The organism is Alteromonas sp. OM2203 (genome assembly GCF_048517045.1).
Classification (GTDB): Bacteria; Pseudomonadota; Gammaproteobacteria; order Enterobacterales; family Alteromonadaceae; genus Alteromonas; species Alteromonas gracilis.
The window spans coordinates 3,775,247-3,797,410 of record NZ_CP183209.1 but is presented as its reverse complement, the minus strand read 5'-3'; the positions used below and the strand labels follow the sequence as shown (position 1 = coordinate 3,797,410).

The following is a 22,164-nucleotide window of genomic DNA, read 5'->3' as shown; positions in this document are numbered from 1 at the left end:
AATGAAAGTAGTAGGCCACTTTATAAATGGTGAAACCTGTACCCCAAAAGGGCGTATGCAAGATGTTTATAACCCGGCAACAGGGGAAGCAGAGAAGCTCGTTTTACTTGCATCAAAAGCCACGGTGAACGACGCCATTGTCAGCGCGCAAAGTGCATTTATTGAGTGGCGTAATACGCCAGTAAGCAAGCGCGCTCGCGTTATGTTTAAGTTCAAAAGCTTACTTGAAGAACATGCTGATGAAATTATCGCGCTAATTGGAGCCGAGCACGGAAAAATAAGCCACGACGCGGCTGGCGAGCTACAGCGCGGTATCGAGAATGTAGAGTTTGCCTGTGGCGCGCCACAGTTGCTCAAAGGTGAACATAGTAAAAATGTTGGGCCTAGCATAGACTCTTGGAGTGAGTTTCAACCCCTTGGCGTGGTGGCGGGAATTACACCGTTTAACTTCCCTGCCATGGTGCCACTTTGGATGTTTCCGCTCGCTATCGTGTGTGGCAACACCTTTGTTTTAAAGCCCTCTGAACGAGATCCAAGTTGCGCTATTTTCTTAGCTAAGCTCCTTAAGGATGCAGGGCTACCTGACGGCGTTTTCAACGTTGTTAATGGAGACAAAGAAGCGGTTGATCAAATACTTGATGATGAGCGCATTAAAGCGGTGAGTTTTGTAGGCTCAACGCCTATTGCCGAATATATCTATTCAAAAGCAAACGCGAACGGCAAGCGCTGCCAAGCCTTAGGCGGCGCTAAAAACCACGCCATTGTGATGCCTGATGCCGACGTTGATAACGCAGTTAATCAGCTGTTGGGCGCAGCCTTTGGTTCATCGGGGGAGCGCTGTATGGCGTTATCGGTGGTGGTTGCCGTGGGCGACAAGATAGCGGATGAGATTGTAGATAAGATGCAGTCGGCCATGAAAGACTTGAAAGTAGGAGCATTTGACGATGCGACTAACGATTTTGGCCCGCTTATTACACTTCAGCACAAAGAGAAAGTAGAAGGGTACATTACAAGTGCAGCTGAGCAAGGTGCTAACGTAGTCGTTGACGGGCGAAGCCCCACAGTAGAGGGGTATGAAACGGGCTTTTTCTTAGGTGCCACGCTTATCGATAAAGTCACGCCGGACATGACCAGTTACAAGGCTGAGATTTTTGGCCCTGTATTGCAAGTCATGCGGGTTGAAACTATGGAGCAAGCCATGCAGCTCATCGACGAGCATGAATACGGTAACGGTACTTGTATTTTCACCCGTGACGGCGAGGCTGCCCGTTATTTCTCAGACAACATCCAAGTGGGCATGGTAGGTATAAACGTACCGCTGCCTGTGCCTGTGTCTTATCACAGCTTTGGTGGTTGGAAGCGCTCGCTTTTTGGTGATCTTCACGCATACGGACCTGACGGCGTGCGTTTTTATACTAAGCGCAAAACCATTACCCAACGTTGGCCTTCAAGTGGCGTACGAGAAGGAGTCAGCTTTTCATTTCCAAGTTAATGTCATGGCGTACTGACCTTGATTAACCATAAATGACCATAAGAACTTTGCCCACGCACGGTAACTATTAAGCCTTTATGGCAAATAGTTGCTCGCAGCAGGTAAAAGAACAGAGATTTAGGCTCAGCCATGAGCCATCAATAATAACAATTTAAAACCGCAAGCCTTTGACAGTTCCTCTCCAGTCCTGTCTTAGGTTTGCACCCCAGTGGCAATCGATAAGCAGTTCACGTCGACCGTTACTCTTAAAAAAATATCGGGACAACACCGCCGCAAGGCTTGTTAAAAAGAACTATAAACGAGAGTAAAACATGCATACGTTAAACACACACAAGCGTCTGCTGGCGTTAACCGTAGCTATGGCTTTAAGTACGCCAGCGGCCTTTGCTGCAGAGAATGTTTGGGAAAGTATTGAAGTTACCGCGCAAAAGCGCAATGAGAATATAAGCGATGTGGGTATCGCTATTACCGCCTTTTCAGGAGAGCAGTTAGAGGCGCTTGGCCTTGAAAGCAGTACCGAGCTTATTGCGTTTACCCCAGGCGTGTCGTTAGCCGGGGATATTGGTGGGCAGCGCGCTATTTTTAATATTCGAGGCGTGGTGCAAAACGACTACGCTGATTTGGCTGAGGCTCCTGTTGCCGTATACGTAGATGGAGGCTATTTAGCCAGTACCCAAGCGCAAACCTTTGGCTTATTTGATGTCGCTCGCATCGAAATTCTTAAAGGCCCACAGGGAACATTATTTGGAAGAAATGCCACAGGGGGACTGGTTAATACGGTCACCGCAAAGCCCACTGCCGATACAGAAGGCTACGCAGAATTTACTGCAGCGCGCTTTGAACAATATCGCTTCGAAGGGGCGATATCTGGCGAGATAGCAGATGGTATTTATGGCCGTTTTTCAGGGTTTACCAATCAGCAAGGTGAAATACTCGAAAACATTTACGAAGACGGGGCAGCACCCGATACCCGTTTAGGTTCAGTAGGCGGTGGGGAAGATGGATATAACGATGATACTAAAGCGTTCCGTGCTCAGCTGCTGTTTGACATTGGCGAAGAAGGCTCGTTGCTTTTAAGCGGTAACTGGTCAGATACCACCAAAAGCGAAGGCCCGTATCAAGTGGTGAATACCACCGAAATAAAAGATGCCGACGGCAATGTGATTGACGTTATTTACGCTGCTGACGACCCGCTTGGCTGCGACACAATTCAAGCAGGCGTGTGCGTAGATGGTAATTTCAATGGTGACCCCTTCCGCCCAGTACAAGGCGGTGACTTCAACGGTAACTTCGACCCTGACGGTTCGGGTAATAAGGTTAACAAAGACTTCGCCTTCGACGATCAAAACAAAATCAAATCAAAAGGCCTGGCGGCAACATTAGACTATGCCTTTGAAAGCTTCGATTTCTTTGCCATGTCAGATTATAAAGAGTTCAAGCGAACTGTTGGTCTTGATTCTGACCAAACTGCGTCACCAGAACTTATTTTCCAATCTAACAGCACCATTGAGCAGTTTAGCCAAGAGCTTCGTTTCTCAGGTGAAACCGCAGATTTAAAGTGGGTTGGGGGGCTTTATTATCTTTCTATCGATACTGATTACAGCCAAGGCTTGGCGGGTTCACCCACTACCTTTTTCTTAGGCGGTGAAGAGAATAATACCTTAGTGGCGCTTGAAACCGAGTCTTACTCTGCATTTGGGCAAGTAGACTATAGCTTAACTGATGACTTGGTATTAGTTGGTGGCCTTCGCTACACCCGAGAAAACAAAGATTTTGTGGGGAATGTTTATCAGAACGAGAACACCAACGACCGAATTATTGAGATTAACACCAGCACCCCTTCGTTAGAATTTACAGAGCAAAGTAATGATCAAAACTTATGGTCAGCAAAGCTTCAGCTGGAATACAGCGTGGGTAATAGTTTGTATTACGCAGGTATCAATCGCGGCGTGAAAGCGGGGAGTTTCAATACGCCTTTATTTGGCGGCTTTAGCTTTTATGAACCTGAAGAGCTCACTTCTTACGAAGCTGGCCTAAAGCACAGCTTTATGCAGGGAAGCGGCGTATTTAATGCAAACGTATTTTACTATGATTACAGCGATTATCAGTCGTTTTCATGGGTGAATAACGCGGGCGTTGTAACTAACGAAGAGGCTTCGTTTAGTGGGGTAGAGCTAGAAGTGTTTTTAACGCCGACAGATAGCTTAGATGTAATGGTTAACTTCTCGTATACCGATGCAGTGGTTGAAGATTTAGAAGTGGCTTCAGGTTATTTTGCCGATACTACGCCGCCATTTACCCCCGAATATCAGGCGTCCGCCATGCTTCGCTATAACTGGGATGCCTTTAACGGCAATATGGCAGCGCAATTGTCAGCTAGCTATCAATCAGAAACCTTTCACAACGCGCGTAATTTTACCGCTCATCAAATTGATAGCTACGCCACGGCCGACACGCGTTTAACCTGGGTTGACGCTGAGGATAAATGGAGTCTAGCTGCCTACGTAGATAACCTGTTTGACTCTGACCATGAACTTATAGGCTTTGACGTGACGGGCTTTTATGGGACCAGCCAAATATCCTATGCGAAGCCAAGAACCTATGGCGTAACGGTAAGGCGTAATTTTTAATTTGAGTAGTAATGCGCTTTATTCCTATTGAATAAAGCGCCATATCTTGCTCCAAAAAATACGCGTGGCTAGCAGAGATACTAAAAGTATAAAACGGTATGTAGGTATAGCTTTATCAAAGCACGCGAAACGGCAGTGTTTTTGCTTTTCTTTTAGTCTTACAGGCAAAGACGCTGCATTTAATAAGCTAAACGTGAGTAAAAGACTTCGCGAAGAGCGACTTTTTATCAATAAGCAATGTTTGTTAAATGTCACTATGCGCACTACAAACTCAACAAGGAAAGAGATCGTGGATAACACCAACAATCAACCCATGACAAAACCTTCCCATTACGATGGCGATTTATGGAACGAAGATTTAGCGCCAACCAGTAAAATAGCAAGAACCTGGGGGTGGAAAGATTATGCGGCATTATGGGTCGCTATGGTGGTGTGTGTACCTACATACCTCTTATCTGCCGGCCTAGTATCTGAAGGCATGAATTGGTACCAGGCGGTGATTACCGTACTGTTAGGCAACGTTATTGTACTGGTGCCAATGATGTTAATTGGTCATGCGGGCGCTAAATACGGCTTACCTTTTCCTGTATTGCTACGTAGTGCTTTTGGTACCAAAGGCGCGAAGATTCCTGCTCTGGCTCGCGGTCTTGTAGCCTGCGGGTGGTTTGGTATCAATACATGGGTTGGTGGCAGCGCGATATACGTTATTTTAAATAGCGTGAGCGGCGACGCTTTTGTGGGGCAGGCGCTGCCATTTTTAGGTATAGATATTACCCAAACTCTGTGCTTCTTTGCTTTTTGGGCAATGCACTTAGTTTTTATTAAGCACGGCACCGAATCTATTCGCTGGCTTGAAACTTTTGCTGCACCATTTTTGATCTTAATGGGCTTAGCGCTTCTTGCTTGGGCATACATCAATGCCGGTGGATTTGGCGCTATGTTATCTACGCCATCTCAATTTGTCGAAGGGGGCGCTAAAGAAGGGCAGTTTTGGTCAGCTTTTTTCGCAGGTCTTACATCTATGGTGGGCTTTTGGGCAACCATGGCATTAAATATTCCCGATTTCACTCGCTTTGCTAAATCACAAAAAGATCAAATGTTAGGCCAAGCTATTGGCTTGCCATTACCTATGGCACTGTTTGCCTTCATTGGCGTAGCGGTAACGTCGGCAACCGTAACCATTTACGGTGAAGCTATTTGGGACCCAGTGGCCCTTGCGGGCAGAATGGGCGGCATGGGCGTGGTCTTTGCGCTCGCGGCATTAGCGCTTGCTACTTTGACCACAAACTTAGCTGCGAATATGGTGGCTCCGGCCTACGGGTTTTCGAATATGGCACCATCTAAAATAAGCTTCAGAATGGGCGGATACATTACCGCAGGAATTGGTGTAGCTATTTTTCCTTGGAAGCTGCTTGAAACCGCGGGTGGTTATTTATTTACATGGCTTACGGGATATTCAGCGCTCCTTGGCCCAATTGCAGGTATTCTAATCGCCGACTATTTTATCTTAAGAAAATCGACGTTAAACATCGATGCGCTATTTCAACACTCTGGCGAATATGGCGCGAACAACGGTTGGAACATGGCGGGTGTGGCTGCACTTATTATTGGTATTCTGCCTAATATTCCTGGCTTTATGCACGCCGCTGGTTTTGTAGACAGCGTACCAGCCATTTTCGATACGCTGTACGCCTACGCATGGTTCGTGGGGCTAATTATCGCCAGCATGGTTTACCTTCTGCTGTCCAACAGAGTACCCTTCACCATGCAGGCAAAAAGCGCCTCCCAATAATGGGGTCAGAGTCTGAGGGATCCCCACGAATTTAATTTCATGTGCCTGCGGCCCAGGCCCCGTCAACTATGGAGCTGTACCATTTGAGTGCAGCTTTCCACTGTCGCATAGTGAATCTTATTCGGCAAGCAACAGCTCTCAGGCCGAGATAGTGGAATGACAGCACGCTTCTGGTTTCGGTATTGGCTTGGAAGCGCCGATGCTTATTCGAAGAGACGACCACCATACCCAGTAGTATTGCCACCAGTGACGCTAACGTAATCAGCAATACCAGTATTGTTAGACGCTGCTTTTTCACGCTTTTATTCTGTTCATAGCCAAGCCCGAACTTGGTACTTTTCATGTCTCTAAAGCCTTCTTCAATCTGCATCCGCTGGCGATAAATAGCCACAACCTGTTTCGATAAGCGTCGATGAGATGCTAGTGATGTCGCTAACAGCCACGGGTCTTTCGCGCCTTGCGCATGGACTTTCGAGCGCTTCGAGGCTTTGCGTGTACCATCTGGATTTGAAGCGTGGCGTCCTTTCGTTTTCTGCTTGAACAGAACTAACGTACAGGCAAATGGGTTACCTCTAGCTATTTGGCTGTTATCAAAGCGCTTTGGTCGTCCTGTCGCTTGAGCATAAAGGTGACGAATACACTGCCACGTATTTCCTCTATCAAGCGAATAAAAGTGTGGCTTACGAATACGCCCGACAATATCCCAGCCTAACGCTGATACTTCCCTGAACCAGGGGGATTTATACCCTGCGTCGGTGACGATAATGGGCCGACAGTGGGAAGGTAATATGGCGTGCAACCTTTTTAAGAATGCCTTGTGCGTAGCTGGTTTCTCTTTGGTTTTGTTGCAGTGAACTTCTTGATAAAGTGTGACGGGCCTACCTTTTAAAGATATGGCCGCGCGTAAAAGAAAATGTGCTTTACGGTCGTCTAAATCAGACCAGTCGATTGAGATAACAGGCCGTGATGTGCTGCCACAAAATAGTTGGCAAATAGATGCATAGATAAACGGTGTTTCACTTAATAAATGCGGGTTTGAAAGCAAGCGGTCGGCACGTTTAATCCGATGCTTCTCAAAAGCTTTATTGCTAATTCCTCGACCGATACTTGTAACAGTGGCAGCGCTCCCATGAAGAAGGCTTTTCACGCACGCCGTTACTGCATCCCGACGCGCTTTATGCATTTTATAGCTGACAAGCGATACGACATTGTTCACAATAGATAGGGCATTCATGGCAGTTTGGTCTCGGTGATGTTTGGCGATTGATCTGATCACCAAACGTCATGAATGTTCCTATCTTTTTTATCTTATTGATATCGTTATATTATTTGTGGGGATACCTCAGGGTCAGAGTACATTTCTTTAAGCCCGTGGGGTCAGAGTACTTTTCTACGAAATGTACTCTGACCCCCCAAATATACTTCGACAGGGTTATTTTCGCTTCATGTTTTCAAAAAGTGAGGGTTCCCAAGGCCGCATAGCCATTAAAAGACCAATGTGCTGGCGTTCTTCAATTGGCAGGGCATTATCTTCGCTGCTGAGCTTAGCTGCTTCTTGCCTAAGCTGCTCTAGGCGCCGCTGAATAATCGAAACCGAGGTCTGGGAATAGCGGCCGCGCAAATAAAAACGGAACATCCACGGCTCGTTCTTCTTTGGAGCCATAAACTTCACCATGACTTCTTGTTCCATAAATTTCTCTAGCGGGCCGCCGGGGATCCAGCGAAAATTTTGCGCAATAAGTAGCTTGTAGCGGTTGTTCGGTAACAGCTCTATGAGCTTTAGTTTGTCTAAGGTTGTCATAAGCTTAATGCCCTCTACCTCAGAAATATCGTAGTGCTTAATGATTTCCGAAAAGCGCCAGCCATCGCGCACGCAAACTGCTGCAAGCAGTAGCTTGGGATTGGCAAGTAGCTCCATCTCTTGCTTCTCAGACAGCTGTGATATTTTTTCCTGCTGCTTTTGCGACAGGCTAAAGAGGTCGCTCAATGACAAATTTAGGCATTCACAAATCTGTTCCAGTTTATCGAGGCTGAAAGCCTGTAGAGAGAAATTTCGTTTTACGCTGGCCTCGCTTACGTTCAGTTTTTGTGCGATCTGTTTGTAGGTAAATCGCTGCTCCCGCAAACATTGTTTAAGCGTGTCGTAAACAAGGGTAATTTGGCTCATGGTATTAAATATTTATACTTGTGGTGTAATTTAATACTACACTAGCGATTGTGGTTTACGAAATTTATTCTTGGTTTTAGTGTAGAACAGGTTCAGGCACATCTCGCCTTTACATACTAGGAGCAAGTGATATGAAAAATTCGCGTTCAACATTGATGTTAACTGCACTATTAAGTAGTGCGCTTCTTACCCATTCTGTAATGGCAGATGATTCCATCGACCACAGTGGCAAAGCCAGTAAGCATAGCGCGCTTGCTGCATCTGAAGGCTTGGCAACAACAGCATCGGTAGCGAGTGCAGTAGTCGCTGTTCCCGTAATACTGACCGGCAGTGCTGTGGTGGCAGGAAGCGCCGTTGCTGAAAGTGTGATTGACGAGAGTAGCCGCAGTATTCACGAAGCTAGCCATCACTCTTCTATTGATAATAACCAGCCGTTGGTGATTACCGAAAAAATCATTACTGCAGACCCAGCACCAAACAAAGTCGTTGCGACCACAAACACAACGACGACCACGACAACTAAACGCTAACGGTTAATTAATTGCTCGAACTTTGAAGCGCGACTGGAAGCTATAAAAGTAGCTGTAGCTCGGTTTAAAAAACTGCTACAGCGAAGCGTTGTGCATCTTGTGCTTCATAATAAGTAGCGAGTGCTATCGGTGGGTGTTTTTCAATGCAAGTCGAGAGAATCTAAGCAGGGAAGAGTATGAAAACATTTTTATATTCAATAGCTTTGGCTTTGGTACTACTTACTGCCAACGCAAATCACGCTTTGGCAGGTAGTCAGCAGCACGGGAAACCTTCGTTTTCACCAGAAGCCATTGCCATTTTTTCTAAAGAAGTTGAAAAATATGCGGCAAGCCAAGGAGCTCGTGCCTTCATTATTGCAAGGCGAGGCAGACCGATTGAAGACATGCCGAAGGGCATTCGCTTCACGCACACTGCCATTGCTATCTATTCAAGTATACAGCTAGAGAATGGAGAGACAGTAAAAGGCTATGCAATCCATAATTTGTATCAAGATGCTGATAAACAAGACGTGAGTCATCTAGTTACCGATTATCCTGTAGATTTTTTCTGGAGGGCTTATGCGCTCGAAGCGGGCCTTATTATCCCTTCGATTCCAGTACAGCAAGCGCTTATAAGCATGTACAGTGAAGATAAAGCAAAATTGCTGCATAACCCACGCTATTCAGTCGTTGCTAATCCATTTAACAGTGAGCGACAAAACTGTACCGAGTACACATTAGATGTGTTGAATGCTGCGGTGTACTCCACCACAGTTACAGCCCAGCTAAAAGCTAATGCAAAAGCGCACTTCACACCGCAAAAAGTAAATATGAGCCGCGCGAAACTTGGCTTGGCGAGTATGTTCAGCGACGGCGTGACGCTGTCTGATCACGGTCGTAAGGTAGAAACGACTACATTTGGAAGTCTTGCTCGTTACATGCAGAAATACAATTTATCGGAAAAGGCAGTTATTTTTGCGAGCAACGGTGAGACAACTATTATCGAGGAATTTAACAATGCAGACTCAGAATAAACCAACAAAAGCATTTCGCATAGCTTCATTGGCAGCCTTAATTGTGGGTGTAAGCGCTTATTTTATCGGCCTTTACAATGCCCCAATGGCGCTTAATGAAAAAGGTTATTACTTCACTATTATGTTATTTGGTTTGTTTTCTGTAGTGAGCTTACAAAAAACGGTACGCGATAAAATGGAAGGTGTGCCAACTACCAAAGCGTACTTCCTGGCATCAGCTGTAGCCACTGCATCAGCCATCGCATTGTTGGTAATTGGCCTATTAAATGCTGAGCTTTTATTAAGTGAAAAAGGCTTCTTCGGCATGGCCTTCACTCTAAGCCTCTTTGCCGCTATTACGGTGCAGAAGAACGTACGCGATAACCAAACTACAGACGAGTCACGCAACACAAATAGCGATACTCAAAGCAGCGCTACTGAGCACAAAGACTCTCCCAAAGTGAAAGCCGCTTAAAAAATGGGGTCAGACCCTGAGGTATCCCCACAAATAATATAACGATATCAGTGAGATAAAAAAGATAGGAACATTCATGACGTTTGGTGATCAGATCAATCGCCAAACATCACCGAGACCAAACAGCCATGAATGCCCTATCTATTGTGAACAATGTCGTATCGCTTGTCAGCTATAAAATGCATAAAGCGCGTCGGGATGTGCTAACGGCGTGCGTAAAAAGCCTTCTTCATGGAAGCGCAGCAACCGTAACCAGCATAGGTCGTGGGATTAACACTAAAGCTTATGAAAAACATCGGATTAAACGAGCTGACCGCTTGCTTTCAAACCCGCATTTATTCAGTGAAACACCGTTTATCTATGCATCTATATGCCAACTATTTTGTGGCAGCATGTCACGCCCTGTTATCTCAATCGATTGGTCTGATTTAGACGACCGTAAAGCACATTTTCTTTTACGCGCGGCAATATCTTTAAAAGGTAGACCCGTCACACTTTACCAAGAAGTACACTGCAACAAGACCAAAGAGAAGCCAGCCACGCACAAGGCATTCTTAAAAACGTTGCACGCCATATTACCTTCCAACTGTCGGCCCATTATCGTCACCGACGCAGGATATAAATCCCCCTGGTTCAGGGAAGTATCAGCGTTAGGCTGGGATATTGTCGGGCGTATTCGTAAGCCACACTTTTACTCGCTTGATAGAGGAAATACGTGGCAGTGTATTCGTCACCTTTATGCCCAAGCGACCAATCGACCGAAGCGCTTTGATAACAGCCAAATAGTAAGGAGCAACCCCTTTACCTGCACGCTAGTTCTGTTTAAACAGAAATCTAAAGGACGTCATGCTTCAAATCCAGATGGTACACGCAAAGCCTCAAAGCGCTCAAAAGTGCATGCACAAGGCGCAAAAGACCCGTGGCTATTAGCGACATCACTGGCGTCTCACCGAAGCTTATCAAAACAGGTCGTTGCTATTTATCGCCAACGTATGCAGATTGAAGAGGGCTTCAGAGACATGAAAAGCACGAAGTTCGGGCTTGGCTATGAACAGAATAAAAGCGTGAAAAAGCAGCGTCTAACAATACTGGTATTGCTGACTACGTTAGCGTCACTGGTGGCAATACTACTGGGTATGGTGGTCGTCTCTTCGAATAAACATCGGCGCTTCCAAGCAAATACCGACACCAGAAGCGTGCTGTCATTCCACTATCTCGGCCTGAGAGCTGTTGCTTGCCGAATACGATTCACTATGCGACAGTGGAAAGCTGCACTCAAATGGTACAGCTCCATAGTCGACCGGGCCTGGGCCGCAGGCACATGGAATTAAATTCGTGGGGATCCCTCAGGGTCAGAGTACATTTTCTTCACTACTCAATGTGCTCTGGCTCCATTACTTAAATATTTTCTTACACCTTTGTTACGACTCACTCTTTTTGTGCTGCTACATATCGAGTATGGTATAGCGCAACGCTGGTTGGGTTCTCAACCAGCTTGTTTAACGCATCAAGGATGAATTATGCGCAAACCCGTTAAATACCGGATAGCTTTTCTAATAGTTGCTGCTGCCTGCTTTTATGTGGGCACATTATTTTTACCTGAAACCCTTCCTGACATAACCTTCTCCTTTGAAAGTATTTGGGCTAACGCACATTGGCGAAATACCTTGCTTGTTACGTTGGCATATTTTGTCTTTTTGCCTGTACTTTACTATTTCTGGATCATTCAAATTGGCAATCAGGCTCTGTGGAAATTATTGTTAGTTCTTTCTTTAAGTAGTTTGGTCGCACGCTATAACTATCCAGAGCACTTAGCCTATTACTTTGAATTCATTACCTATCTTAAATATCCGATTATTGCCGTATTGATGGTGATAGAAATTCTCCTTCTGGTAACGATAGTTAAAGCGCTGTGGGGGGCTCGAAAGCTCTCTGGCGACCCGCGAATACATATGCTGGAACAATACGAAGGCGATGATGTTTATGAAAAAGGGTCAAAAGAAGCAAAGAAGCTAGAGTTGGCACTTATGTTTGCTCATGAGCCAGCTAGTTGGTACTACGCCATACCTCGTTTTAGTAGAAACCATGTTCCCGGTTTGGCAAACCTGAGTTTATGGTCTGCACAATGGTGGCATGTGTCACTCGTATGTATCGCCCTTGTCATTGTAACGTATGCAAGTTATCTCGCCATTGCACTGTGGAGTGAAACAGTTGCCATTGTTGTAGCAACCTTGGTGTTTTACCTTATCGTGATGTTTATTGCTAATTACAGAGTTAGCAAGCATTACTCAGTCTATCTTATAAAAGATAAGCTCATGGTGAACAATTCATGGTGGGGCATGACCGTTATTCCACTTTCAGACATTCAACAACTAGAAACAGGCAGTTGGACAGCAGCTTCAACAAAAGAACATTTCCATTTCGGTAGAGGCAACGCAAATGTTAAGCTTACTTTTGTTTCAGAACAAACGTATTACTCGGGTTTTGCGACCTTTGTTGAGCAAATGGATACCTTATATCTCAGCGTTGACGAACCATCGGCCTTACTGGAAATTTGTCAGCCACAGCAAGACACCGCATTATCAGCTTAAAACTGAATAATGGGGTCAGAGTACTTTCCGAACGAATGTACTCTGACCCTGAGGGATCCCCACGAATTTAATTCCATGTGCCTGCGGCCCAGGCCCGGTCGACTATGGAGCTGTACCATTTGAGTGCAGTTTTCCACTGTCGCATAGTGAATCTTATTCGGCAAGCAACAGCTCTCAGGCCAAGATAGTGGAATGACAGCACGCTTCTGGTTTCGGTATTGGCTTGGAAGCGCCTATGCTTATTCGATGAGACGAGCACCATACCTAGTAATATAGCCACGAGTGATACTAACGTCGTCAGTAATATCAGTATTATTAAACGCTGCTTTTTCACGCTTTTATTCTGTTCATAGCCAAGCCCGAACTTCGTGCTTTTCATGTCTCTGAAGCCCTCTTCAATCTGCATACGTTGGCGATAAATAACAACGACCTGTTTTGATAAGCTTCGGTGAGACGCCAGTGATGTCGCTAATAGCCACGGGTCTTTTGCGCCTTGTGCCTGCACTTTTGAGCGCTTTGAGGCTTTGCGTGTACCATCTGGATTTGAAGCATGACGTACTTTAGATTTCTGTTTAAACAGAACTAGCGTGCAGGTAAAGGGGTTGCTCCTTACTATTTGGCTGTTATCAAAGCGCTTCGGTCGACAGGTTGCTTTTGCGTAAAGATTACGAATACACTGCCACGTTTTACCACTGTCAAGCGAGTAAAAATGCGGTTTGCGAACCCGTCCGACAATGTCCCATCCTAGGGCCCTAACTTCTCTAAACCAAGGTGATTTATACCCTGCATCGGTGATGATAATAGGTCGGCAATTTGAAGATAACATGGCGTGTAATGTCTTTAAGAATGCTTTGTGCGTGGCTGGTTTCTCTTTGGTCTTGTTGCAGTGTACTTCTTGGTAAAGTGTGATGGGCCTTCCTTTCAGAGATATTGCCGCGCGTAAAAGAAAATGCGCTTTGCGGTCGTCTAAATCTGACCAGTCGATTGAGATAACAGGGCGAGTTGTGTTGCCGCAAAATAGTTGGCATATAGATGAATAGATGAATAGATGAGCGGTGTTTCACTTAGTAAATTCTGGTTTGAGAGTAAGCGGTCAGCACGTTTAATCCGATGTTTTTCAAAGGCTTTAGTGTTGATCCCTCGACCTATGCTGGTTACAGTTGCAGCGCTTCCATTAAGCAGACTTTTGACGCACGCCGTGACCGCATTTAGACGAGTTTTATGCATTTTATAGCTGACAAGCGAAACGACTTTGTTCACAATAGATAGGGCATTCATGGCTGTTTGGTCTCGGTGATGTTTGGCGATTGATCTGATCACCAAACGTCATGAATGTTCCCTTCTTTTTTATCTCACTGATATCGTTATATTATTTATGGGGATACCTCAGGGTCAGAGTACTTTCCGAACGAATGTACTCTGACCCCATAACTCTCTTATCTTCAACAAAAAGTAGTAATCCTAACCAATGTCGAATTGATTCAACGTGATAGCTTGCGTATTCTCAACGTACTTTGTGAGATAACTGCTATAGGTAATAAACGCTGTGTGTGAACTTTTAGGCATGAGTGCTAACACGCCAACCGACCTCTGTTTTAGTTTTACTGGGCTAACTCGTCGCGGTGGTGAAACAGGGCCGCATAAAGATGGCTGGGGCGTCGCTTTTTACGAGGGAAAGGGCGTGCGTATGTTTCACGATCCTGAGCCTTGCGCCACATCACCCATTGCTGATTTTGTTTCGAAGCTGCCTATAAAAAGCAAAAATGCGATATGTCATATTCGTCAGGCAAATGTGGGTAATATCAACTTAGCTAACACGCACCCCTTTACTCGCGAACTGTGGGGAAGATATTGGGTGTTTGCGCACAACGGGCAACTCCCTAACTTTTCACGCCGAACAGGTATTTACGAAGCGGTTGGAGATACCGATAGCGAAGAGCTTTTCTGCGATATTATGAATAATGTCAGGCAAAACCTTCCCCGAGACGCTATGTCTGAGCAGTTAGCCGAAACGCTGGTGGCGCTTTCAAAAGAGTATGCTCAACAAGGTGTATTCAATTGCTTACTGAGTAACGGCGATTGGCTATTTACCTTCTGTAGTACAAAGTTAGCCAGCATTACCCGCAGAGCACCGTTTGGGCCCGCTTGTTTAAGCGATGTTGAGGTGGAAATTGATTTTGCAGCGGAAACCACGCCAAAAGATGTGGTGAGTATTATTGCTACCGAACCACTAACGAATGACGAGCAGTGGGATATTTACGAACGGGGCGAGTGGAAGCTATGGCAAGAGGGGGAAGTTATTGCCTCGGGTAAAGTGGATGTACCTGAACATAAAAGAGAAGCAGAGATGGTAGCGCCCGATCCGTCGCTTCACGACTAATTACGAATTGTGGGGTCAGAGTAACTTTAATAATCTGCTTTCAAAATGCTCGGCGCTTAGTTGGTAAGCCAGCTTAATAATGTACTCTGACCCCCAAGCTTAGCTCAACAATGTACTCTGACCCCCAAGCTTCACCCCAATACTTGTATGATGGCTTGTTTTATTACTTGGTAGCGGGCGGGCAGTTCGCTGTGTGCGGTTTGAACGCTGTAAAGAGGTTCGGTTACGTCGTTTTTTCCGTTGTATACAGTGAGTTTGTCTGCAAAGCTAACAAAGTCTAGTGTGCTGGTGGGGAGCACGGTGAAACCCAGTCCTTCGCTTACCGGCAGCAGAATTTGCGAAAGCTGGTTAATGTAGCCGGCATGAGGCAGCTTGTTCGGGTTGACGTTAGCCAATTCAGGTTCTCCGCAATCATTAAAGTAGCGCTGTAAGTAATGCATCGCATCGGGGTGATTGATGAGCCCTAAAGTGTTGATAATGTCTTTTAAAGCGCTCGTATCATTTAGTTCCAAGTTTCCAGCTCTGGATGAGCGTTGTGTCTTAGCATTAGCAAGCGGAATAGCGCTCTGCTCATTTTTAAATGGATTTGTAGACTTTTCTTCAAGCGCACTCGATAAGCTACTGGGTAGTATAATCCCTAATGCTTCCTCGCCTAAGTATTCGCTATGTATATCCTCGCTCTCTGGCTGGTTTGTCACAATACCAAGTTCAAGCGTATTGTTCGCTATTCCGGATAAAATTGTGCGGCGAGGCGCGACTTCCACATGAATATTAAGCCCGCTATGCTGTTTTTGCAGTACCAGCAGAGCGGGGTAAATACGCTGAGCAATTGCACCTGAGCAGGCCACAATGCACTTACCTTCAAAAGGGGCGTCAAACTTTAAGCTGGCAATAAAATTTTGTTCTTTTAACTGCTGCTCTTTGGCGTAGTGGTAAACACGTTGGCCCTGTTCAGTAAGCTGGATCCCTTTTCCTAAGCGGACCACTAATTCACACTGGCATACCTCTTCAAGTTTTTTTAGGTGCTGGCTTACACCGGGCTGCGTCATAAATCGCTGCTCAGCGGTACGAGTGAAATTTCCTGTTTCTACCAAAGTAATGAAGGTGTCTAGCCAAATAGGGTTTATCATTAAGGTATAATCTTAATTTATCATATTTAGAAAATATCATAATTTCATGTTTTTTCTTTGTCTAGCTACTATGTATGCACGTTCACTTAAGCGGTGTTCGAGTAGGTCTTCTAGTCGAGGAGGTTTGTAATAACGTCTATATCAAACGGCTTATTGAGCCTGCATTGATCTTGAATTTGAACTTGCTTTGATCTGGGCACCGAAACAGCCTAGAGGGCGGCCGCTTAAGCTATTTTATTAACTTGCACTACAGAGGAGTAAGTGATGACTGAAGCAGTAAAAACACCGTATCCACGTACGTTTTCTCATATTGGTATTTCAGTACCTGACTTAGAAGCTGCCGTAAAGTTTTACACCGAAGTACTTGGCTGGTATCTCATCATGAAGCCCACCGAAATTGTTGAAGATGACTCAGCCATTGGTGAAATGTGTACTGACGTATTTGGCGCAGGTTGGGGGAAATTTCGTATTGCGCACCTTTCAACAGGTGATCGCGTAGGCGTTGAAATTTTCGAGTTTAGTAACCAAGAGAACCCTGAAAACAACTTCGAGTATTGGAAAACCGGTATCTTCCATTTCTGTGTTCAAGACCCAGATGTAGAAGGCTTAGCCGAAAAGATTGTTGCCGCTGGTGGTAAGAAGCGAATGAAGGCGCCGCGTTATTACTATCCCGGTGAAAAGCCTTACCGCATGATTTACATGGAAGACCCGTTTGGCAACATTCTTGAAATTTATAGCCACAGCTATGAATTGCACTACGCAAGTGGTGCTTACGAATAAGCGGGTGGTTGAGCTAGCGTAATTTGAGTTGACACCTGTGGTTAACGAAGGCTGCTAGCGACGAAATACGGAAAAGGCGAGGACGCTGCAGTTAAACGTACCTCGCCTTTTTCATTTTATTAGTACTTAGGCTACCCAAACCTGCCAGACACATAAGGATTCGTGGCCTTTTCAGTCGCAACGGTAGTGGTTGGTCCGTGGCCCGGGTAAATCGTCATATCATCGGGCAATACCATGATTTTTTGCTTAATAGAGTCGATAAGCTGCTGATGATTTCCCTGTGGGAAGTCGGTTCTGCCAATTGAGCCTGCAAATATCACATCGCCGACAATAACCCGTTTGCTTGAGCGCTCTACCAACACCACATGTCCTGGCGTATGGCCCGGGCAATGAAGCACCTCAAGAGTCAAATTTCCTACCGATATCGTGTCGTTGTCGTTTAACCACTCGTTAGGTGCAAAGGGCTGAGCCGGTGGAAAGCCAAACATCTGGCTTTGCTGCATAAGTGCATCTAACCAGAATTTATCGCCGATATGAGGCCCAACAATAGGTACACCGTAATGTTCTGCGATGGCGACAGTGCCGCCAACGTGATCTAAGTGCCCATGAGTGAGAATTATTTTTTCAATACTCACGCTCTTATTTGTCGCAGCTGCAATAAGCTTTTCAATGTCGCCGCCTGGGTCGACAAACGCACCTTTGTTAGTGGATGAGTCCCAAATTAACGAGCAGTTTTGGGCAAAGGGCGTAACCGGTATAACTTGAATTTCCACTGTTTAACCTTTTGATACTTTGTTGCTTGGAGTGAAATGAAAAAGCGCTAAATAGAGCAGTGCGCCAACTGCTAATTCGCCGAGTAAAAACAACCATGCGTTGGTTGACGACTGTGCAATAGACCATGCGCAAACCGCAAATGCGACAAAGGGTATCAAACGCTTTAACAAGTTTGTAGGACTGACTTTTGAGCCTGCAGTGCCTTGAACAGAAGCGCTCTGCTGAAACGCGCTACGCAAAGAGCTTTGCTGCGCTTTCATCAGCACGACCACACACATGGCGTACACCACAAGCCGCGCCAATACGCTGGAAATCGCAAGCCACACAAAGCTGCCGCTAAGCGCCATAGCACCAGCGAAAAGACCAAGTACTAATATGGACAGATACGGCGTTGCAAACTTGTTGTGAACCCTTCCCAATATATTACCTAGCTTCCCAGGAACGAGTGACTGCTGCGCCATAGAATAGGTAAGGCGGGAGGTGGAAATCATGTTTGCCAGCAAGTTTCCGGCAACCGAGACTACAGCGGTTAGAGTCATAACAAGCGCCCCGGTTTCGCCAAATATCATGTTGGCGAGTGCGATAAGTGGTGCGCTATCGGGTTTCTCTGGTCCGACGGTCTGCCAATAAAGCCACTGCACGCAAAAGTAAAATATGGCAATGCCTGAAACAGTAAGCATTAATGCGCGAGGTATTGTTTTTTTCGGTGAATTGGTTTCGCCACTAGTCACCACCACAGTTTCAAAACCAATAAAGGCATAAAGCGTAAGTAGAGCGCCGGCTGAAATGGTATCAAATGCTGGAATAACCGGAGCAGCAGAGCTGGTTAATGCAGTAGAAAAGTCTAGCTGCCAATAGCCCGCTATAATCAATGCCACGAAGGGCAACAGCTTAAGCACCGAGATAGTATCGAGTGATCGCATGGCGGCTTTAAGTCCGACAATATTCACGAGAATTAATGCTGTTGTCAGTACAACAATCGCAAATGACTTACCTGACCCTGTATTAATTTCCGGCCATATATAGCCTGCGTACAGCAATAAAACATGCATATTAGCTGCTATAGCGGTGGCGCGAGCGAGGTAATAAACAAAGCCGGTTTGAAACGCAGCGGCATCGCCGAACCCTTTGCGCGCATATACTACAGGCCCACCTGTTTCCTGGTACAGGGCTGCCAACTGCCCAAAGCACCACACAATGGCAAGCATGAGCGCGCCAAAAATCAAAAAGATATAAGGGCTAAAGGCACCGAGCTCTGCGGCCATTTTGGCGGGCAGCGCAAAAATACCTGCCCCAATTAGCCCGTTTAATACCAAAAGGGCAGCGCCAATACTGCCGATGCCTTTGGTTAAAAGCCCTTTATTTGAACTACTCATTATTAATGCTTAGCTTCTCTTTAATAAACGCTATTGTTTCGGTGCTTGCTTGGAAAACACTTGTTCACCCGCCACATAGGTTGCGTGTACTTCTGTCTTCCAAATGTCTTTGGCATCAATAGTGAAAATATCTTGATCAACTAGAATAAAATCTGCCCATTTGCCTGGCGTTAACGTACCTAACGAATCCTCCATATGCCCCGAGTAGGCCGCATCGAGCGTAAAACCTTTAAATGCTTGTTTAACAGTTAATGCTTCATGGGCATACCACCCCTTTACCGGCTGGTTATTTCTGTCTTGACGGGTAACCGCCGCGTGAAGACCGTAAAACGGGTTGGCTAATTCAACGGGAAAGTCAGACCCTAAGGGCAATGCGATACCAGAATCTAAAAGCGTCTTCCATGCGTAAGCCCCTTTCATACGGTCTTTACCAATGCGATCCTCTGCCATGTTTTTATCGCTGGTAGCATGTGTTGGCTGCATGGAGGGAAGTACTTTTAACGATGCAAAGCGCGCTAAATCGTCTGGAGCGATGACTTGAGCGTGCTCAATACGATTGCGCAATTCGCTGCCGCCGATGTTTTCAAAAGTGGCCTCAAATTCATTCAACGCAACATGGTTAGCTTTGTCGCCAATGGCGTGGTAGTTAAGCTGAAAGCCTGCGCCGATAACGGTAGTGAAAAGCTCTGTCATGTCCTCCGGTTGTGTCAGCAATAGGCCATGTTGATGAGGCGCATCTGAGTAGGGTTCTAGCAATGCGGCTCCTCGGCTACCTAATGCGCCATCGCCATAAGCTTTTACCGAACGAATATACAGAAAATCGTCATCATCGCGTATTGGTCCATTACCCAACATGGTTGAAAGTTCAGGGTCAGTAGCGCTTACCATAGCGTAAATACGCACCGGTAAATCACCTTCCACGGCCTCTTTCAAATAGAAATCGTAAACATCTCTGCTCACGCCGGCATCGTGCATTGATGTCACGCCATTTGCTAGTAAGTGCTCACCTGCAGCATTGAGTTGCTGTTCATATATTGCATTGCTGGCTTTAGGTAAATGTTCTTCAATGAGTAGTGATGCGTTGTCAATGAACACGCCAGTAGGGTTGCCGTTTACGTCTTTTATTATTTCGCCGCCAACGGGGGACTTGGTGTCTTTAGTGATACCAGCTAGCTCCATAGCCTTAGTATTAACCCAGGCTGCATGACCATCGACCCGAGTCAGGAATACCGGCCTGTCAGACACGACTTTGTCTAAATCGGTAGCGGTGGGAAAAGCTCTGTCAGACCATAATTCTTGATTCCAGCCGCGGCCAGTAATCCAAGATTGTTGACTATTAGCAAACGCATAGTCAGCAACCATCTTGGCCGCGTCTTGCGCACTGCTACTTTCTCGCAAATTAACTTCGAGTAAGTTTGCCCCTAAGCCAAGTAAATGACCGTGAGCATCAATGAGCCCTGGTAGCATCACTTTGCCATCACCATTAATAGTCTCGTCGATGCTAGCTGTAATATCAGGCGCTGTTTTATTTACGTCTAGGGCAACCACTTTACCCTCATCCATTACAAGGTTTTTGAACGAGATAAGTTCGCCAGCCTCATTAAGCGTATACCCTTTAACATTTTCAACGAGAGTAGCCGCGCTAGCACTTCCTATGGCTGCAAAAGACAGTGCAGTGAATAATGCAGAGCTTATGGCGCCAAGTCTTAATTGTTTTCTCGTTTTTGATTTACGTAAAGTAGAGTTCATGGAGTTTTCTGCCTTTATTTAATTATTCTAAGATTGTTATTCTGCGTAACTTGTATCGTTATTCTTTGAGCTTTTTACGCCTTGGCCTAACTCGTTTCATCAAGCTCGTCGGCCTCGCTAAAATCAAGAATAGGGGGCTGTAGTAAAAAGTCACGTTCCCATATTTTTGCCATGCTCGACTGGCTAATATTTCCGCCGCTTAATATGACCAACGCAGTTTGACCTGGAGGCGTGTTTGCTGCCCATGCTGTAACCGCAGCCATAGTCATGGCGCAAGTTGGCTCAATGTGAAGCTTCAGTAAATGATGAAGCCATTGAGTCCAGTAAGCAATTTGTAGTTCATCAACTTCATAAAAATCGTCAAGTTCTTGAAGAAGTGGGAATGTGACATCGCCAACAGAAGGCGTAGCTGCGCCATCTGCCAAGGTGTCTGGAGTATGGTTTAAAGCAACAATTTCCCCTGCCTGAAGCGACATTGATGCATCATTGGCTTCAGCCGGCTCAGCCCCAATAACCAGTGCGTCGGGTTGTAACGCGCGAGTCGCCAAAAGTGTACCCGACAACAATCCGCCACCGCCGCATGGCGCAAAGACGGCATCTACCTTACCCACCTCATTAAGTGCCTCAAGCGCCGCGGTGCCTTGCCCTGCCACAATATCCTCATGATTGAACGGGGGGATCCAGACAGTATCTGGCGCTTTCGATGCATCTTTAACCGCAGCGTCGGCTTCTAGGCGGTTGGGAAATAGCTTTAATTCAGCACCATAACTTTGTGTGGCCGCGGCTTTGATAGGTGATATCGTTTCGCTTGCAAAAATTGTCGCTTTAACGCCGAAGTGAGCAGCTGCATAGGCTACCGCCTGTGCATGATTCCCAGAACTATTTGCAACCACATGCTTTGGTAAACGGCCTTCTTCTTTTAAACGAGCCAAAAAATTCATTGCACCGCGAATTTTAAACGCCCCGATGGTTTGCAAACATTCTGCTTTAAATAAAATACGGTTACCCATCCATTGGTTAAGCAACGAAGATTCCACGATAGGGGTTTTCTTAACGTTATTTTTTATACGCTCGTAAGCAAGCTTAATACTATCAAAGCTGGGAGGTGTTCTCATTTTCTGAATGCTCTTTTATTCTTTATTTTTCAATGCATATAAGGTTTTAGCGTTTGTGCCAAAATTGCAAAAGCTACTTTAAGTCTCTGTAACGTTTTATTTTAAACGTCTCAATACGCATCAAAAGAAAACTGATTTCATACAGTGCCAGATACTTTTCACTTACGCCAGTATCCTCACCGCATCGTGTA

At 45.7% G+C, this 22,164-nt stretch carries 19 protein-coding genes; 10 read left to right on the top strand and 9 right to left on the bottom strand.

The window, feature by feature from the left end; all coding sequences use genetic code 11:
• Position 1: 1 nt before the first annotated feature.
• The 3 genes from ACM0P2_RS16715 to ACM0P2_RS16705 all read left to right on the top strand — a co-directional run bounded on the left by ACM0P2_RS16715 (position 2) and on the right by ACM0P2_RS16705 (position 5,914).
• Positions 2–1,492 (top strand): CoA-acylating methylmalonate-semialdehyde dehydrogenase, encoded by a 1,491-nt coding sequence (locus ACM0P2_RS16715; RefSeq protein WP_159120469.1) that lies wholly within the window; start codon positions 2–4, stop codon positions 1,490–1,492.
• A 311-nt stretch (positions 1,493–1,803) separates the two neighbouring features.
• Positions 1,804–4,122: a TonB-dependent receptor gene (locus ACM0P2_RS16710; protein ID WP_159120470.1), complete on the top strand. Its 2,319-nt coding sequence runs from the start codon at positions 1,804–1,806 to the stop codon at positions 4,120–4,122.
• A gap of 289 nt (positions 4,123–4,411) precedes the next feature.
• Positions 4,412–5,914, top strand: coding sequence for an NCS1 family nucleobase:cation symporter-1 (locus ACM0P2_RS16705; protein ID WP_159120471.1), 1,503 nt, complete (start codon positions 4,412–4,414; stop codon positions 5,912–5,914).
• Between the two features lie 37 nt (positions 5,915–5,951).
• Here ACM0P2_RS16705 and ACM0P2_RS16700 read toward each other — a convergent pair whose 3' ends face one another.
• Entirely contained in the window at positions 5,952–7,190 is a 1,239-nt protein-coding gene (locus tag ACM0P2_RS16700; RefSeq protein ID WP_419226851.1) for an IS4 family transposase, read from the bottom strand.
• Positions 7,191–7,346: 156 nt separating this feature from the next.
• Entirely contained in the window at positions 7,347–8,081 is a 735-nt protein-coding gene (locus ACM0P2_RS16695) for a helix-turn-helix domain-containing protein (RefSeq protein WP_159120615.1), read from the bottom strand.
• A gap of 131 nt (positions 8,082–8,212) precedes the next feature.
• Here ACM0P2_RS16695 and ACM0P2_RS16690 point away from each other — a divergent pair, with 131 nt between their 5' ends.
• The 5 genes from ACM0P2_RS16690 (at position 8,213) to ACM0P2_RS16670 (ending at position 12,669) form a co-directional block, all read left to right on the top strand.
• Complete coding sequence (locus ACM0P2_RS16690) at positions 8,213–8,611, top strand: hypothetical protein (RefSeq protein WP_159120616.1); 399 nt, start codon at positions 8,213–8,215, stop codon at positions 8,609–8,611.
• 176 nt (positions 8,612–8,787) lie between these two features.
• Positions 8,788–9,624 (top strand): DUF2145 domain-containing protein, encoded by an 837-nt coding sequence (locus ACM0P2_RS16685; RefSeq protein ID WP_159120617.1) that lies wholly within the window; start codon positions 8,788–8,790, stop codon positions 9,622–9,624.
• Complete coding sequence (gene yiaA, locus ACM0P2_RS16680; RefSeq protein WP_159120618.1) at positions 9,608–10,078, top strand: inner membrane protein YiaA; 471 nt, start codon at positions 9,608–9,610, stop codon at positions 10,076–10,078. Before ACM0P2_RS16685 ends, yiaA begins: the two co-directional genes overlap by 17 nt.
• Before the next feature lie 86 nt (positions 10,079–10,164).
• A complete protein-coding gene (locus ACM0P2_RS16675) occupies positions 10,165–11,409 on the top strand; it encodes an IS4 family transposase (RefSeq protein WP_419226850.1) in 1,245 nt (414 codons plus the stop codon).
• 189 nt (positions 11,410–11,598) lie between these two features.
• Positions 11,599–12,669, top strand: a complete 1,071-nt coding sequence (locus ACM0P2_RS16670) for a hypothetical protein (RefSeq protein ID WP_419226849.1) — start codon at positions 11,599–11,601, stop codon at positions 12,667–12,669.
• 67 nt (positions 12,670–12,736) lie between these two features.
• On the opposite strand, the gene ACM0P2_RS16665 is transcribed toward ACM0P2_RS16670, so the two are convergent.
• Positions 12,737–13,660, bottom strand: a complete 924-nt coding sequence (locus ACM0P2_RS16665) for an IS4 family transposase (protein ID WP_419227715.1) — start codon at positions 13,658–13,660, stop codon at positions 12,737–12,739.
• Positions 13,636–13,989: a hypothetical protein gene (locus tag ACM0P2_RS16660; protein WP_419226848.1), complete on the bottom strand. Its 354-nt coding sequence runs from the start codon at positions 13,987–13,989 to the stop codon at positions 13,636–13,638. Before ACM0P2_RS16660 ends, ACM0P2_RS16665 begins: the two co-directional genes overlap by 25 nt.
• Positions 13,990–14,215: 226 nt before the next feature.
• On the opposite strand from ACM0P2_RS16660, the gene ACM0P2_RS16655 reads away from it, so the two are divergent.
• The gene (locus tag ACM0P2_RS16655) at positions 14,216–15,049 is read left to right on the top strand and encodes a class II glutamine amidotransferase (protein WP_159120376.1); all 834 of its coding nucleotides are present in this window, start codon (positions 14,216–14,218) and stop codon (positions 15,047–15,049) included.
• Positions 15,050–15,180: 131 nt separating this feature from the next.
• Here ACM0P2_RS16655 and ACM0P2_RS16650 read toward each other — a convergent pair whose 3' ends face one another.
• Positions 15,181–16,179, bottom strand: coding sequence for a LysR family transcriptional regulator (locus ACM0P2_RS16650; RefSeq protein WP_159120377.1), 999 nt, complete (start codon positions 16,177–16,179; stop codon positions 15,181–15,183).
• A 264-nt stretch (positions 16,180–16,443) separates the two neighbouring features.
• Between ACM0P2_RS16650 and ACM0P2_RS16645 the strand changes: the two genes are divergently transcribed.
• A complete protein-coding gene (locus tag ACM0P2_RS16645; RefSeq protein WP_015068113.1) occupies positions 16,444–16,959 on the top strand; it encodes a lactoylglutathione lyase family protein in 516 nt (171 codons plus the stop codon).
• Positions 16,960–17,090: 131 nt separating this feature from the next.
• On the opposite strand, the gene ACM0P2_RS16640 is transcribed toward ACM0P2_RS16645, so the two are convergent.
• The 4 genes from ACM0P2_RS16640 to ACM0P2_RS16625 all read right to left on the bottom strand — a co-directional run bounded on the left by ACM0P2_RS16640 (position 17,091) and on the right by ACM0P2_RS16625 (position 21,973).
• Complete coding sequence (locus tag ACM0P2_RS16640; RefSeq protein WP_159120378.1) at positions 17,091–17,732, bottom strand: MBL fold metallo-hydrolase; 642 nt, start codon at positions 17,730–17,732, stop codon at positions 17,091–17,093.
• Positions 17,733–17,735: 3 nt separating this feature from the next.
• On the bottom strand, positions 17,736–19,109 hold the full coding sequence (locus ACM0P2_RS16635) for an APC family permease (protein ID WP_173360892.1): 1,374 nt from the start codon (positions 19,107–19,109) through the stop codon (positions 17,736–17,738).
• A gap of 30 nt (positions 19,110–19,139) precedes the next feature.
• Positions 19,140–20,858, bottom strand: coding sequence for an amidohydrolase (locus tag ACM0P2_RS16630; protein ID WP_173360893.1), 1,719 nt, complete (start codon positions 20,856–20,858; stop codon positions 19,140–19,142).
• Between the two features lie 86 nt (positions 20,859–20,944).
• Positions 20,945–21,973 carry a serine/threonine dehydratase gene (locus tag ACM0P2_RS16625; RefSeq protein ID WP_159120381.1) on the bottom strand — a complete coding sequence of 343 codons (1,029 nt, stop codon included), beginning with the start codon at positions 21,971–21,973 and terminating at the stop codon, positions 20,945–20,947.
• Positions 21,974–22,164: the final 191 nt, after the last annotated feature.